Consider the following 13,400-nt stretch of genomic DNA (forward strand, 5'->3'; position numbering starts at 1 on the left):
GTCAGGTCACTGCTCCCTGCTCTTGAGGGCTGCAACCATCAGCCGGTTGAGCTCGCCCGGATCGGCACAGCCCCGCGTCTTTTTCATGGCCTGTCCCACAAGGAAGTTCAGGGCCCCGTTCTTTCCGGCTGAATAGTCCTCGACCGCCTTCGGGTTTCCGGTTATGACCTCGTGAATGATGCTCATGAGTGCTGCATCGTCACCGGAGGTCTTTGCAAGGCTCAGGCGGGAAACGATCGCCTCCGGCGTCTCGGCCGGCTCACTCCTGAGCCGCTGGTCAAGCATCACCCGCAGGACCTCGACACCGCTTTTGTCGGTGATAGTCTCCCCTATCAGGAGCTGGAGCAGGCCGGTAAAACTTTTTGCATCCACTGCATCGATCCCCATGCTCCGGTAGTTGAGTTCGCCGGCAAGCGTGTCTGCGATCCATGTCGCGGCGAGAGCGCAGAGGTTTTTTTCGTCTCCTGTCACAACAGCCTCAAAGAAGTTAGCCATCCTAAGTTCCCCGGTCAGGGTGCGGGCATGATTCAGGGAACATCCGTACTGCTGCACGAACCGTTCGCGCCGTGCATCGGGGAGTTCGGGGAGCAGGATCTCTTTTACCCAGGACTGGACGCGGAGTGGGCGCAAATCCGGCTCCGGGAAGTACCGGTAGTCGTTCTCCATCTCCTTTGAACGGGCCGACTGCGTGATCCCGCGTGCCTCAAGGTAATGCCGTGTCTCGCGTTCGACCTTAAGCCCGCGCCGGATCAGGTTCTTCTGCCGGGTCACCTCGAAAGTCAGCGCCTTCTCGACCCCTTTATAGGAGGTGATGTTTTTGATCTCCACGCGCTCGCTGCCCCGGAGCGAGATGTTAGCATCGACCCGGAGCGATCCTTCTTTTTCTGAATCGAATACGCCGAGGTATTCGAGCGTGGCCCGCAGCTTGTTTAAGAATTTGCGCGCCTCTTTTGGCGAGCGCATGTCGGGTTCCGACACGATCTCGATGAGGGGGATACCCGCACGGTTGTAGTCCACGAGGGAGTACCGGCCGCGCTCGGCGTTTCCCATATGCACGAGCCGGCCCGGGTCCTCCTCGACATGGATGCGGGTGAGCTGGATCTTCCGCTCCTTCCCATCGTCGCCTTCGATCTCGACGTAGCCGCCAAGAGCCAGGGGCTTGTCGTACTGCGTGATCTGGTAGGCCTTGTTGAGGTCGGGGTAGAAGTAGTTCTTTCGCGCAAACTCGGACTCGTCGGCGATCGTACAATTGACCGATTTTGCCACTTTCATGGCATACTCGATAACCCGCTTGTTGAGGACGGGCATGGTACCGGGGAGCCCGAGGCAGACCGGACAGACGTGAGTATTTGGCCCGTCATTCCGGTAATCGGTCGAGCAGCCGCAGAAGAGCTTGCTCTTTGTATCGAGCTGGCAGTGAACTTCGAGGCCCACAACAACATCGGCGTCGATCATGGCTTCACCACCTGCTCGTACGCATAGGCAACATCGATCACGCGCTCGTCCTCAAACGGCCTGCCCATGATCTGGAGGCCGACCGGCATTCCCTGTACCTTCCCGCAGGGAACAGATATTGCCGGGATGCCCGCGAGGTTGACCGGCACCGTGAGGATATCGGACAGGTACATGGAGAGCGGATCACTCTTCTCGCCCAGTTTAAAGGCAATGGTGGGCATGGTCGGGCCGCAGAGGACGTCCACGTCAGCGAAGAGCCGGGCAAAATCCTTCCGGATGTTTTCCCGGGCGACCTGTGCTTTTGCATAGTACTTCCCGTAATACCCCGAGGAGAGGGCAAACGTCCCGAGCATGATCCTGCGCCGTACTTCGGAGCCGAACCTTTCACGGCGGGCGTCCTGGTACGCTGCATGCCACGATTTTCTGGTATCTGCAGCAGGACCGTACCGCACGCCGTCGAACCGGGCAAGGTTGGAACTGGCTTCGCTCGTGCAGATCACATAGTACGCAGCAAGGGCGTATTCCATCGAGGGGATGCTGCACGGGACGGTGACGGCACCGAGTTCTTCAAGACGGCCGATTGCACGCCGGACGACTGCTGCGACCTCCGGGTCGACACCTTTCCCAAAGTATTCTTCAGGGATGCCGATCCGCAGACCCCTGATGTTGGCAGACGGGGTGTGATTATAGGGTCGGTTGTGGGACGTGGAATCTTTCCTGTCGTGACCGGCTATCACTGACATCAAAAGCGAAACATCGGCGACATTTTTTGCCATTGGCCCTATTGTTTCCAGTGAATTTGCGTACGCGATCAGACCGTACCGTGAGACCCGGCCGTAGGTGGGCTTGAGCCCGATAATACCGCAGAATGCGGCAGGGCACCGGATCGACCCGCCGGTATCGGTACCTAGCGCCATCCGTACCATGCCTGCTGCCACCGCCGCCGCGCTGCCCCCGGAGGATCCACCGGGCACGCGATCCGTATCGCAGGGATTGAGCGTGGGGCCGAACGCCGAGTTCTCGGTGCTCGTCCCCATCCCGAACTCGTCCATGTTGGTCTTGCCGGCAACTGCGGCACCGGCACCCTTTATGAGTTCGACCGCATGCGCATCGTACGGCGGGACGTAGCCTTGGAGGATCTTCGATGCGCAGGTAGTCTCGATTCCCTGTGTCGAGATGTTGTCCTTGACCGCTATTGCCACCCCGGCAAGTTTTCCCTCACCGTGGGAAGGCTTTGTGCAGACTTTTAAGAACGCGTTGTACCGGTCGTCGGGTTCGAAACTGATCGTGTGCACGGCCACTACATCACCCGGGGTGCCTTGATAAACCCATCTTCCCGCGCTCCGGCATTTCGAGTCGCTTCATCCTGCGAAAGCGAGGTCTCGACAACGTCATCCCGCAGCACATTATAGAGATCCCGGGCGACTGTGCCATTGCCCTGCACCCGGTCAAGCACGTCAAAATAGTCCACAATGGCGTTGAACTGGCCGGTAAAAGTGGCCAGTTCAGCGGTATCGATGCCGATATCGGCAAGTTCACCGATATGCTCTACGTCTTTTTCAGTGACCATGTTCCACCCGTCCGATGTGGTTTATGTAATCTTGCACGGACGTTTTATAACCATTTTTACGGGCAAGCTTTTTCAATACTCCCCAGACCCCGCTCCCGTACTGCATGGCTTTTTTGCCGTATACTGCCAGTTCCTGCGGGATATGACGCCCTGCGACCTCACGCAAGGGGATCTTCCGCTGCCCGTCATGCACCTTTTCATGGGCCGGGATCGCGCGTGCGGCGCGCACGACACGGATATCCAGATAGGGCATGGAGAGGTACGTGCCATGAAGGGCAGCGACTGCCTGGTCACGGTCAGCCTGGGCTTCCAATCCGGCAACGTCCCGGGCAAGATCCTCTTCCAGCGCCGGAGATGCGAGGTAACGGGCGTATCCGCCAAACAGCTCGTCCGCTCCCTGCCCGGCGAGGATACGCCGGTGCCCGTGCTCACCTGCCCACCGCGCGATAAAATACTGGGTGACCGCGATGCTGGTGTTGACCGGGTCTTTTTTCGGGATCGCGGCGATAACAGCGGGGAGCGCGTCAGCAATCTCTTCCTGAGTTATTTCTACTTCAGTGCAGGTCAGGCCGAGCAGATCTGCTGCATGCCGGGCCTGTTCAAGATCATGGGATCCTTTAAGACCGACTGCCACGCATTCCCGCCCGGCAAGCGCGGCGACAAGGCTCGAATCCACCCCGCCGGAAAGTGCGGTGACGCCCTCGCCGCTCCTGATCCTGACTGCCGTTACAATCGCCTCATCGAGCGTGCAGGGAGCAGGAGCAGGTTCAATCAAACACCGCACCTGCCCGTTGCAGACCACCGCGCCTTTCTGGCCCGGTCCCCTGACAATGCCAAAATGATCACGTGCATGGCAGGAACCAAATGAAAACGCAAATTCTCCGCCAAACCTGCGGATCTGCCCGGGATCTGTCTTTACTATCTTCTCAACATCAGACAGGGAGAGCACGGTACCATCCACCTCAACCCAACCTGTACATTCAAATAAGGTCATGCACTTGCCGGATACAGTATGGTAACGGCCAAGCATATAATGCGTGGCAATGGCGTAGCAGGAATCTCTGTCAGGGTCGGTTTCCGGTGTTTCAGAGACGTGGCGAAGGCAGCCCGAAAACTCCCTGTCCGGCAAACTGAACAGTCATACACTAAGGTAATCACCGTCTCTCCCCGGCCACGATTCTTTTTATTGTACACACGAAATACTATAGAACGCGAGGGTACGAAAGTGGCCAACTCGGCTGGACTTAAGATCCAGTTCCGCAGGGATTCATGGGTTCGACTCCCATCCCTCGCATTCCCACCGCAGGGTCAAATCTCTTCTTCAATTGAAAATTCCCTGAGATGTTTTAAGAATAGCAGCACAGCTGAATCTGATGTGTTCAGCGGTACAGGCTCGGGTGCACCAACCCCGGAACCAGTTCAGTTTCACCACATCAAACCGGAGTACGCTACCCGCTCTCTTGAGAAAGCACGTAAGAAAGGTCAGATTACTGAAGACGACCGTACTCTTATCCAAAAGTGTTCTGTTGCATCGGGACTTAACGAAAATATCATCATCGTGACTTATCAATGTTGACTGTTTAAACGTCCCGACAATGCGCCAGAACCCGCCGGCCCGCCCGGTCCTTCCACGGAGCGCCCCTAGAAAGTACACCGGATTAACATCCTTCCCGGTCAAGGGAAAAACGGTTCCAGAGATTCGGGAATTTCGCCCCTGGAAAGCGGATACCTGATGAATAGGTACTTCACCATGATCAGGATAGCAGGATATTTTTTTTCCTGCATGTGCCCGAAGTGTGGGAAACAGGATGAAGAGGGCCCGGAGAGGGCATCGGGGTTTTCATACTCTTTGACCGGCATCCCCCGGATTTTCCTGTTACCGCATACCTTTGTTGAGCATGGTCATCGCACCACATCACAGGTAACCGCCCGCTCTTCGAGCGTTTGTTACCAGGTCTGGCGTTCCAGAATCTGTTTTTTTAGTGTTTTCATCGGTGATCTTTCATGCCCATTCCCCCGCTTCGGATTACCTGACAGATTCCATCATTTCACCGGAGGTTATTGCGGTCGGGCACTCATGGGGAAAGGTCCCCTTACAAAGGCGTGGGCCGGAAACCGTCAGTCTCCGGGGGTCTTCTCCAGGAACCGGCTTGTCCTTGTATACCTGCGAAAGTATTGCACTGCATTCGTTAGCACAGGTAAGTAATTTCTTCATCATCTGCAGCTTGGCACAGGTCTCGTTCTTTTTCTGCTCTTCAATACTATTGAAGATCTCCGGAAGGGGTTTTGCGAGCCGGAAGGTTTTCGCCGGCCGCCCTGTTTTCTTTCCTTTGACCTCCTTACATACAATCCATTTTTTATCTATCATGTATGCTGTGGCAAGACTGACTTCCGGCTGGCGGAGATCCGTACCTCTCTCAATATCATGTGTCGTGGATTCCGGTTTGGAAGAGAGATAAATCATTACCTTTGCAACCATTTTCTTGAATCCCAGATTCATGAGGAGGTTGGCAACTTCCTCTTCCTTTTCTGTGAAATAGGTAACTTTTTTTACTTCCATTCAGGCACCCCCTCCGGGGTATCACTGACCTTCATGAGTCATCCCGGTAATCTCCTGCCGGTTCTGCTGGTTATAGGCCGGTGTCATGGTCCATTCACGCTTCCGGATACCGGCGACCCAGATCGAGTTTACCACGTTGTAACTTGACATCAGGGACATTGCGACGATCATCGGCCCTGATAGTTTCCAGATTGCCCGTTTCGGATCGCCTTTAAGGATTTCAACGCCCAGGGTTTCGTCCGTGAAACAGGATTCATTTTCCGAGAGCACAGGATTATCTCCATTTCTCGCCATGAATATCACTCATGCCTGAGTGCATCGATCGGGTTGAGGTTTGCCGCCTGCCACGCCGGATACATTCCGCAGAGGATACAGATGAGGATCCCAAAGATTACCCCCTCGACCACTGACATCATGCTCGACACGGTGAAAAGGTACTTGGTGGTGCCAAGCATCAGGGCGCTTATCACGTACCCGGCAAGGAGACAGAGAAGCCCCCCAATGAGGCTTCCGACTACACCGATGATGGCAGCCTCGTAGATGAACATGCTCATCACCTCTTTTTTCTGGGTGCCGATGCTGCGCATGATCCCGATCTCCTTGATCCGCTCGTTCACCGACATCATCATGATATTGAAGATGGAAACACCGGCAACAAGCATCGAGATGCCGCCTATGGCCGTGACAAAGGTCGTGACCGTGCTAAAGGTCGAGTAGATGGTGGCAAGCGTTGCCTTGCTGTCTGTCACTGAAACAGTCTTCTCTCTGGTGTTCCGGTTGAGCTGCTTTTCTATGATTGTTTTTACACTTGCGGTATCGCTGCTGGTGACCTTCACGACCACTTCGCTGTATTGATCCTTATCGTTGTAGGTATTTTCAAACCAGTCCTGTGTCACGACAATGGCACTGTCGGTACTGATATCAAAGCTCATCCCCCTTTCCGCGATAATACCAGTCACCCTGAGCGTGCCGTATTCCCCGTCGGTCCCGATGGAAATCCGCGAACCGACCTTGATGTTGTGATCCGATGCAAAGGTCGAGCCTACCAGACATCCGGAGTTTGCATTGTTGTAACCCCCTGCCTGGAGATTGGGTAAGAGATCGGATTCATCGTTCGTCGGGAGACCATAAATGGTCGCCACGATATCGTCGCTTCCGACACCCACTTTCATGTGTTCCGATGTCGAATGAACAGGAATCGCTACGTTCGGGGCAACTGTCCGTTTGATCTGCTGGTAATTCTGGTCGGTAAGCATCAGGTTTGCAGAACTTGCTCCCCCACCACCACCCATGCCTCCTCCTCCTCCTCCGCTATACGGGGTGACAATTACCGAATCTCCTACAGAGGAGAGACTCGAACTAATCTCTTGAGTCATGCTGTTCCCAAGGATGCCCATGGCACCGATAGCGACGACGCCGATGATGATCCCGAGCATCGCAAGGCTCGAGCGCAGCATGTGGATCCGGATATTTCGTTTGGAGATCTCCCAGAATATGGTACTCATGTTGCAATTCTCCCGTCCACGATCCGGATGATCCGATCGGTATATTCAGCGACATGGGGATCGTGAGTAACAACGATGACGGTCGAACCCTTCCTGTTCAGTTCCGTCATGAGTTCCATGATGCTTGCCCCGGTCTTTGAATCGAGGTTGCCGGTCGGTTCGTCGCAGAGCAGGATATCCGGATCGTTAATAAGCGCCCGTGCGACCGCAACCCGCTGTTGCTGGCCTCCCGAAAGTTCGAGAGGGGTGTGGGGGAAGAGATGTTCGTCCAGCTGGACGGCACGGAGCACTTCCCGGGCCTTGTCTTCATTTACTCCTTTCCCGGATTTGAGCATCTGGGGAAAACTCACGTTCTCGATAATGTTTAACAGCGGGAAGAGCTTGAAGAACTGGAAGATGAACCCGATGCGATCCCGTCGCAGGTTCGTGAGTTCGACATCGGTCATATCGCGTACGCCGATCCCACTTATGAAAATGTCACCGGTAGTCGGCGTATCAAGGCATCCCATAAGGTTCAACAGTGTTGATTTGCCGGAACCCGATGGACCCATGATAGAGATGAACTCCCCGCGTTCCACTTCAAATGAGATGTGGTTAAGGGCGGTCACATCTCCGGCCCTGAGCGGATAGACCTTGACCACATCGGAAAACTGGATGACCGGTTGCATGACGGCCTGCTCCTTACTGGTTTTTCCGCTTCTTCTGGTAGAGATACCCGCCAACGCCAAGGACAATGATAATGACAACGACCAGTGCCGGGAGCATGCTTGGTTTTGAACCCGTCTGTGTTGTGGCCTGGGTCAGATCGATATTCTGGACGGAGGTGATCACATTGCCGTCATTGTCTTTGTAGGATTGCTGGAGGGGAACGCTTGTCGTGCCATCCGGGGCGGTAAAGGTGATCTCGAAACTGCCGAAGTCGTCAGGCTTGAGTGTACCGATCACGTAATTCCTTTCCGGGTCCTGCGGCACGGCGGGAGAGAGCGATGTAACCGTTACACCATTTGCGTTCGAAAGACCGGCGTTGGTTACATCTCCGGTGACATCGTAAGTCCCGTTGTTGAGGGCGATAACAATATTGCTCATCACCGGGTCAGCCTGGAGCTTGTCAGTCGTAAACAGGATCGGCAGGGTCGTATTGATGGTATGGGAATTATCCCCATTACCGTAATCGACATGCATGAAGAGGGTTGTGGGTTCATCGGCGGTTGCGGTAAAATTAACCATCGTACTCGTGCCGGCAGCCAGATCCCCGATATAGGTCTTTGAAGGCGTAAGGGTAACATCATTACCCGTGGCCTCAAAGATGACATTTTTTACATCGTTGTCACGGGGGTTGGAAATCTGAACACTGATTGTTTCTTTTACCCCTTGGGTGAATGAATCCGGCTGGTCAGCAATGGTCATGACAAGGAGGGTATTGTCCACCTTGACCGGAGTCCGGTAATACATGCCGTTCCCGGCGGTGAAGCTCAGCGAGAAGGAGGGATAATAGGTACCCGCAGGCTTGTCAGTCCCGATAGAGAATACGAACGGACGGGTCTGGAGAGGCCCGATATTGGTATTGGTGACATATGAACTGCTGGTAAGAAGGATATCGTTATCCCCGAAGGTCGCATGGTTGACCATGACGCTCTGGTTTGCATTCCCGTTGGTGACGTAAAACGTTGCCGTCGCCGTATCCCCCGTAAAGAGGACCGCCGGATCTATCGTATAGTTTGATACGTATACGTTGTTCGCAGCCTGGATGGTATCGGTTGTGGCGTCACCACTGGCCGGAAGAACCAGAAATCCGATGGTTACAAGAAGGAACAGGAAAACCATGTACGCGGGACGTGGGGTCCCGGGTGAAGATCGTTTTATTGTTCCTGGATGAGTCGGTTTGTGGTCTGCTGAAAAATCCCGAGTATCAGGATATGCTGAAGGGTATGCCACTCTGAACATTCGTAATCCTCAATGGAGTAGTAAATTTTTTTACTACAACCTGTTTTACTAGGATTTTACCTAAGACTTAATAAAAATATGTTTCCAAGTAGTAAAATATTTAACAACTTTGTGATTATTATTGATTATATGGAGAGCATACCCGCATCTCTCGTAAAATCGCTCAATGATCTCGGATTATCCAATAATGAAGCGAAGGTCTACGCCGCGCTGGTTCTGTATGACAACGCAGAAGCAAAAGATCTTGTCGAATATCTCTCTATCTCCAAGCCAAGCGTGTACGAGGCGCTGGATAATCTGGCGGAAATAGGACTGGCCGTGAAAAGGATCTCAAAACCGGCACGATACAGCGCGGTCTCTCCTCAAATGGCCATTGACCTGCTCATGGGCAACCACAAGAAGGCGGCCGATCTGGCACTGGTGGCACTGGAAAAACTTGAAACTGAAAAAGTGCAGACCGAGAAAGAGGAAGCCCTCTGGACCATTTATGGCGATAAGAGCATCGAGTATAAGATCCGTGACCTCTTCGGGAAGGCAAAAAGCCATATCCGGTGCATGATCGGAGAGCGATACCTTCCGTTCATTGAAAACATACAGATAAAGGATATTTCCCTGCTGCTTATCGTGATATCCGATCAGCCGGGTCTTGAGAGAAAATTGCGGAAACAGTTCCCGGGAAAGAACGCGAATATTTATGTGATCTCCTCGGAAAAATTCGCAGTCCCCCCTCCCTTTGCCCCCCCGGAATTTGAGGAGATCCAGAAACTGATGAGAGTCGAAAATACGCTCGAACTGATCACTGATGACGAGGAACTCCTTATGATACCGCCGTTTTTCTCCAGTACGGTTTCAGTTCTCAATACCCGGAACAAGGGTGCAGTCCTCCAGATGAAACTCTTCAGCCAGTTCAACTGGAAGCGACTCATCGATGGGGAGGATTTCCCCGTCCCCCCACATCTTCACAAGAAAAAGCGGACATGATCATTAGGTAAGACAGCGGACATATAGACATATGAAAACGGGATCTATTGCGTTTCACGGCTGGTAACCAATATTCCACCTTGTTAACCTTTCCAAATCAACCGCCGATACGGTTGAATCCATAATCTGAATCCGGTTTCCGGGTCGGATTTTTCCGATGATTTCCCAAGCAGGGAACTCTCTAAAATTTTGGAGTCTATGTTGTTCGTTTAATGGGAATTCAAAGAATCCTATAGGATAATCCTATGGGACACTCTTTCGATTTTTACCCCATAGGAGTCCCCCGGAAACATAATGGGTTCATGTCCAGAACCCTCGTTAAAGAAATATGGATCGGAGGTTCCTATCATAAGATAAAGATGATTATCCGCGTCACTAAAATATCTGCTATAAAGGAGGTTTTATCATGAAAGGCCGTGTAAATGAAGATTTGACCTCCAAGGGGAAGCTCCCCTCCCTCGCATACATCCTGTTTTCTTTCGGGTTCACCCTGAGTCCGGCCCAGGGCCGGCGTACCCCGGAGACAAGTCCTTATCGGCTCATACAGGATACATTCCTGTATGACTTTGATCAAAAAGCACCGGGTACGCACAAAAACATCCCTGACAGATACCCTGCCGGAGATGCTTGTCTCTGCCCTTGCCAATCATGAAGACTTTGTGGTGACCTGCGAGACGGATCCGGAGACAAAAAAGAAGTCGCTGTATGTGATGACCGGGAACCTTATCACCCCGGAAATACTTGCCCTCATCAGGCAACAGATAGAACACAAAAAGGAGGAAGGATCTACGATCATCACCCGGGACTGGAAATAAGACATCCTGATGCCGGGCTGGAACCGGCTGCCATTTTCTTAACGGCTGTCACCGGGGACGTCAGTTCCGATGATGCGGGCAACCCGTCCCACACGCCCGTCCCTGAGCCGGACCTTGATGCCGTGCGGGTGAAATGAAGAATTTGTCAGGATCTCCTGTACGATTCCCCGCGTCACTCTTCCGCTCTGCTGATCCGCCTTGAGGATAATATCGACCGTGCAGCCGGGACATATGGCGTCGCGGCGTTTTCCCCCGTGTGGCGGGTCGGGTTGTCTGTCCATGGGAATGTACCGAAAATGTTCAGGTAAGGATACCGGCCTGTCCCGGCGGTCATATTGTTTCTATTGAAAGGGTAAAATTATGAGGTGATAGTTGGTGCATCATACTCACCGATACCGGATTCGATCCAGCCCAGAGTGGTCATCCACCCATGGTTTTCCCCATGAATCGTCAGCATGGCGATCCGGTTTTCATATGCATTGGACTCCGGTGTAAAGATAGTCCAGGAATTTGTCGCCTCAAGACTGGCGTTAATGCTTACCGATACTGAAGAGGCAGCGGTATAATCGGCATAGATATTGGTGAAATAATTAAAACACTCTGTCGTATTATCGGTTTTTGCCTCACCGGCCGGACATGCCACCTCATGGATACCCTGTACCGGGCGGAACACGGCTGCATTCTCAACGGGCGAGCGCGTGTCGATCAGGGCAGGCGATGACGTGTTCACGGCAAGGGTGACGGAGGTTATCTGTGCGCTCCCGTTGATGGCAGGCTTTCCTATCGTCGGGGCAGAGACTTTCAGGAGCGTTGCCTTTCCGGTGTCAAAGAGCGTAAGATTCCAGTCGCCGGGAACCCCGGTCACATCCCGGCTGCTGATCTGTGCGACCACCGGTGAGTTTCCGTTCGGATCCGCAGGGACCGGCAAAAAGAACGTGACGTTAGAAATGACGGCGTCTGTCGTAATGGTGCAGGTATATGCATAGGTCCCGGAAAGCGAGTTCCTGTAGGTCGTATCGATATACGACATGTAAGAAAAAAAAGCAACAAAAACGACCAGAATGAGGATGAAGAATCCCAGCGTAATTTTAATGATCTTATCCATGATCTCCCTCGTGGCACCGGATCCACCGCAGGATTTTTGGTGAACGACAGAGCCTGCTTCTCCGGCGCGATATCATACTATTCCGGGACACACTAGAAAAAACATTGTATTCGCCGACCGGATCGCATCTGGTTTTTTTAAAGAAACAGCATGACTATATGGTCAGGTGCCGATCTTATCTGCATGGAACGCCGTCCCGCCCTCGTGCTGGCAAATGTTCAGGTTCCCGGCGGGCGCAGGGCTGATATCGCGATACGGGATGGCCGGGTCGTTCATACCGGTGCCGGGAGTGCAGCCGACCAGGTGATCGACTGCACGGGCCTTTTTGTCCTCCCGGCGGCGGTCGATATCCATGTCCACATGCGGGGAGGGAGCCAGTCGGCAAAGGAGGACTGGAAGACCGGCAGCACAAGCGCCCTTGCCGGGGGGGTGACCGTTGTTGTCGACCAGCCAAACACCATCCCGCCCCTGACAACGTCGGAAGCGTTTATAACCCGGGTTCATGAGGCGCAGGCGCACTCTTTGTGCAGTTTTGCGATCAACAGCGGCGTTACCCCGGACACCCCGTTTGAGGCGATGTGGAAGGCAGGGGCGATGGCATTTGGCGAGACTTTTTTTGCCCCCTCCAGTTATGGTAAGGCGCTGGACGCCCCGGAACTCTCCCGTGCGCTCGGGCGCATCCGGGGTCTCGGTGGACTTGCCACAATCCACGCGGAAGGAATTGCCCCGGGCGAGGATACTAATCTTGCCGCCCACGATTCCCTGCGTTCACCGGAAGGCGAGCGGGAAGCAGTGATTGCTGTACAGGCCTGTAATCCGGTCGGCTGCAGGATCCATTTCTGCCATATGAGCACGGCGGGCGCAATCGATGCGGCAAAAGGGACCGTGGAAGTGACCCCTCACCACCTCCTCCTCTCGCGGGAAAAAACCGGATCTGCTGACTCACGGTTCAAGGTAAACCCCCCTGTAAGGACCGAAGCGGAGCGAAGGGCGCTCTGGACACGCTGGGAAAGGATAGATATAATCGCCTCCGATCACGCACCCCATACGAAGGCAGAAAAAGCCCTCCCGTTTCCAGATGCCCCTTCAGGAGTCCCGGGCGTGGAGACCATGGTGCCGCTGCTCATGGCCGAAATGATTGATAGAAGGATCACCCTGACAGACCTGGTCCAAAAGACCGCGACCGCACCTGCGGCTCTCATCGGCATACCCCCGGCGGGGTTTGTTCCCGGTGACAGGGCGGACTTTGCACTGTACCCCCGGTCTGCGGTGACGGTGGAGCCGGAGATTCTGCACAGCCGGTGTGGCTGGACGCCATTCGAAGGGTGCCGTGCCGTCTTTCCCGAAACGGTGATCATGGGTGGCGCTGTAGTGTACCGGGACGGGGAGTTTTTCCGTGGCAATCCTTCATGGTTTGCCGGCAGAGGACATGTCCCGCAATCGCAGGAACCGCCCGGAACCTGAC

14 protein-coding genes and 1 tRNA gene are annotated in these 13,400 nt (G+C 54.0%); 4 read left to right on the forward strand and 11 right to left on the reverse strand.

The window, feature by feature from the left end; translation table 11 throughout:
• Nucleotides 1-6: 6 nt before the first annotated feature.
• Genes gatB through ACLQMU_RS08700 form a run of 4 tightly spaced genes read right to left on the reverse strand, consistent with a single transcriptional unit; the run spans nucleotide 7 to nucleotide 3,986 of the window.
• The gene (gatB, locus tag ACLQMU_RS08685) at nucleotides 7-1,455 is read right to left on the reverse strand and encodes an Asp-tRNA(Asn)/Glu-tRNA(Gln) amidotransferase subunit GatB (RefSeq protein WP_424039754.1); all 1,449 of its coding nucleotides are present in this window, start codon (nucleotides 1,453-1,455) and stop codon (nucleotides 7-9) included.
• Nucleotides 1,452-2,756 carry an Asp-tRNA(Asn)/Glu-tRNA(Gln) amidotransferase subunit GatA gene (gene gatA / locus ACLQMU_RS08690; RefSeq protein ID WP_424039755.1) on the reverse strand — a complete coding sequence of 435 codons (1,305 nt, stop codon included), beginning with the start codon at nucleotides 2,754-2,756 and terminating at the stop codon, nucleotides 1,452-1,454. Before gatA ends, gatB begins: the two co-directional genes overlap by 4 nt.
• Nucleotides 2,756-3,025, reverse strand: a complete 270-nt coding sequence (gene gatC / locus ACLQMU_RS08695; RefSeq protein WP_422148262.1) for an Asp-tRNA(Asn)/Glu-tRNA(Gln) amidotransferase subunit GatC — start codon at nucleotides 3,023-3,025, stop codon at nucleotides 2,756-2,758. The genes gatA and gatC overlap by 1 nt, the downstream gene beginning before the upstream one ends.
• Nucleotides 3,015-3,986 carry an asparagine synthase C-terminal domain-containing protein gene (locus ACLQMU_RS08700; protein WP_443673659.1) on the reverse strand — a complete coding sequence of 324 codons (972 nt, stop codon included), beginning with the start codon at nucleotides 3,984-3,986 and terminating at the stop codon, nucleotides 3,015-3,017. The genes gatC and ACLQMU_RS08700 overlap by 11 nt, the downstream gene beginning before the upstream one ends.
• Before the next feature lie 250 nt (nucleotides 3,987-4,236).
• On the opposite strand from ACLQMU_RS08700, the gene ACLQMU_RS08705 reads away from it, so the two are divergent.
• Nucleotides 4,237-4,319 (forward strand) — tRNA-Leu (locus ACLQMU_RS08705).
• Between the two features lie 732 nt (nucleotides 4,320-5,051).
• Here the strand turns inward: ACLQMU_RS08705 and ACLQMU_RS08710 are convergent.
• The 5 genes from ACLQMU_RS08710 to ACLQMU_RS08730 are packed head-to-tail and all read right to left on the reverse strand — an operon-like array spanning nucleotide 5,052 to nucleotide 8,914.
• Nucleotides 5,052-5,585, reverse strand: coding sequence for a hypothetical protein (locus ACLQMU_RS08710; RefSeq protein ID WP_424039653.1), 534 nt, complete (start codon nucleotides 5,583-5,585; stop codon nucleotides 5,052-5,054).
• Nucleotides 5,586-5,606: 21 nt separating this feature from the next.
• Entirely contained in the window at nucleotides 5,607-5,879 is a 273-nt protein-coding gene (locus ACLQMU_RS08715) for a hypothetical protein (RefSeq protein WP_422148259.1), read from the reverse strand.
• A 5-nt stretch (nucleotides 5,880-5,884) separates the two neighbouring features.
• The gene (locus ACLQMU_RS08720; RefSeq protein WP_443673660.1) at nucleotides 5,885-7,090 is read right to left on the reverse strand and encodes an ABC transporter permease; all 1,206 of its coding nucleotides are present in this window, start codon (nucleotides 7,088-7,090) and stop codon (nucleotides 5,885-5,887) included.
• A complete protein-coding gene (locus tag ACLQMU_RS08725) occupies nucleotides 7,087-7,758 on the reverse strand; it encodes an ABC transporter ATP-binding protein (RefSeq protein ID WP_443673661.1) in 672 nt (223 codons plus the stop codon). The genes ACLQMU_RS08720 and ACLQMU_RS08725 overlap by 4 nt, the downstream gene beginning before the upstream one ends.
• A 13-nt stretch (nucleotides 7,759-7,771) precedes the next feature.
• Nucleotides 7,772-8,914 carry an LPXTG cell wall anchor domain-containing protein gene (locus tag ACLQMU_RS08730; RefSeq protein WP_443673662.1) on the reverse strand — a complete coding sequence of 381 codons (1,143 nt, stop codon included), beginning with the start codon at nucleotides 8,912-8,914 and terminating at the stop codon, nucleotides 7,772-7,774.
• Nucleotides 8,915-9,163: 249 nt separating this feature from the next.
• On the opposite strand from ACLQMU_RS08730, the gene ACLQMU_RS08735 reads away from it, so the two are divergent.
• Both ACLQMU_RS08735 and ACLQMU_RS08740 read left to right on the forward strand, forming a co-directional pair.
• Nucleotides 9,164-10,015, forward strand: coding sequence for a TrmB family transcriptional regulator (locus tag ACLQMU_RS08735; RefSeq protein WP_443673663.1), 852 nt, complete (start codon nucleotides 9,164-9,166; stop codon nucleotides 10,013-10,015).
• A gap of 560 nt (nucleotides 10,016-10,575) precedes the next feature.
• The gene (locus ACLQMU_RS08740; protein ID WP_422149693.1) at nucleotides 10,576-10,830 is read left to right on the forward strand and encodes a hypothetical protein; all 255 of its coding nucleotides are present in this window, start codon (nucleotides 10,576-10,578) and stop codon (nucleotides 10,828-10,830) included.
• Between the two features lie 38 nt (nucleotides 10,831-10,868).
• On the opposite strand, the gene ACLQMU_RS08745 is transcribed toward ACLQMU_RS08740, so the two are convergent.
• Both ACLQMU_RS08745 and ACLQMU_RS08750 read right to left on the reverse strand, forming a co-directional pair.
• A complete protein-coding gene (locus ACLQMU_RS08745) occupies nucleotides 10,869-11,111 on the reverse strand; it encodes a YwbE family protein (RefSeq protein ID WP_422149694.1) in 243 nt (80 codons plus the stop codon).
• A 77-nt stretch (nucleotides 11,112-11,188) separates the two neighbouring features.
• A complete protein-coding gene (locus tag ACLQMU_RS08750; protein WP_443673664.1) occupies nucleotides 11,189-11,935 on the reverse strand; it encodes a hypothetical protein in 747 nt (248 codons plus the stop codon).
• Nucleotides 11,936-12,085: 150 nt separating this feature from the next.
• Between ACLQMU_RS08750 and pyrC the strand changes: the two genes are divergently transcribed.
• Nucleotides 12,086-13,399, forward strand: coding sequence for a dihydroorotase (gene pyrC / locus ACLQMU_RS08755; protein WP_422149696.1), 1,314 nt, complete (start codon nucleotides 12,086-12,088; stop codon nucleotides 13,397-13,399).
• The last annotated feature ends 1 nt before the right edge of the window (nucleotide 13,400 follow it).

Source organism: Methanoregula sp. (genome assembly GCF_052325125.1).
In the GTDB taxonomy this organism is placed as follows: Archaea; Halobacteriota; Methanomicrobia; order Methanomicrobiales; family Methanospirillaceae; genus Methanoregula.

Coding starts and splice junctions, on each gene's coding strand:
- gatB (WP_424039754.1), bottom strand. CDS start 1,455: ATGATCGACGCCGATGTTGTTGTGGGCCTCGAAGTTCACTGCCAGCTC.
- gatC (WP_422148262.1), bottom strand. CDS start 3,025: ATGGTCACTGAAAAAGACGTAGAGCATATCGGTGAACTTGCCGATATC.
- ACLQMU_RS08710 (WP_424039653.1), bottom strand. CDS start 5,585: ATGGAAGTAAAAAAAGTTACCTATTTCACAGAAAAGGAAGAGGAAGTT.
- ACLQMU_RS08715 (WP_422148259.1), bottom strand. CDS start 5,879: ATGGCGAGAAATGGAGATAATCCTGTGCTCTCGGAAAATGAATCCTGT.
- ACLQMU_RS08720 (WP_443673660.1), bottom strand. CDS start 7,090: ATGAGTACCATATTCTGGGAGATCTCCAAACGAAATATCCGGATCCAC.
- ACLQMU_RS08725 (WP_443673661.1), bottom strand. CDS start 7,758: ATGCAACCGGTCATCCAGTTTTCCGATGTGGTCAAGGTCTATCCGCTC.
- ACLQMU_RS08730 (WP_443673662.1), bottom strand. CDS start 8,914: ATGGTTTTCCTGTTCCTTCTTGTAACCATCGGATTTCTGGTTCTTCCG.
- ACLQMU_RS08735 (WP_443673663.1), top strand. CDS start 9,164: ATGGAGAGCATACCCGCATCTCTCGTAAAATCGCTCAATGATCTCGGA.
- ACLQMU_RS08740 (WP_422149693.1), top strand. CDS start 10,576: ATGACTTTGATCAAAAAGCACCGGGTACGCACAAAAACATCCCTGACA.
- ACLQMU_RS08745 (WP_422149694.1), bottom strand. CDS start 11,111: ATGGACAGACAACCCGACCCGCCACACGGGGGAAAACGCCGCGACGCC.
- ACLQMU_RS08750 (WP_443673664.1), bottom strand. CDS start 11,935: ATGGATAAGATCATTAAAATTACGCTGGGATTCTTCATCCTCATTCTG.
- pyrC (WP_422149696.1), top strand. CDS start 12,086: ATGACTATATGGTCAGGTGCCGATCTTATCTGCATGGAACGCCGTCCC.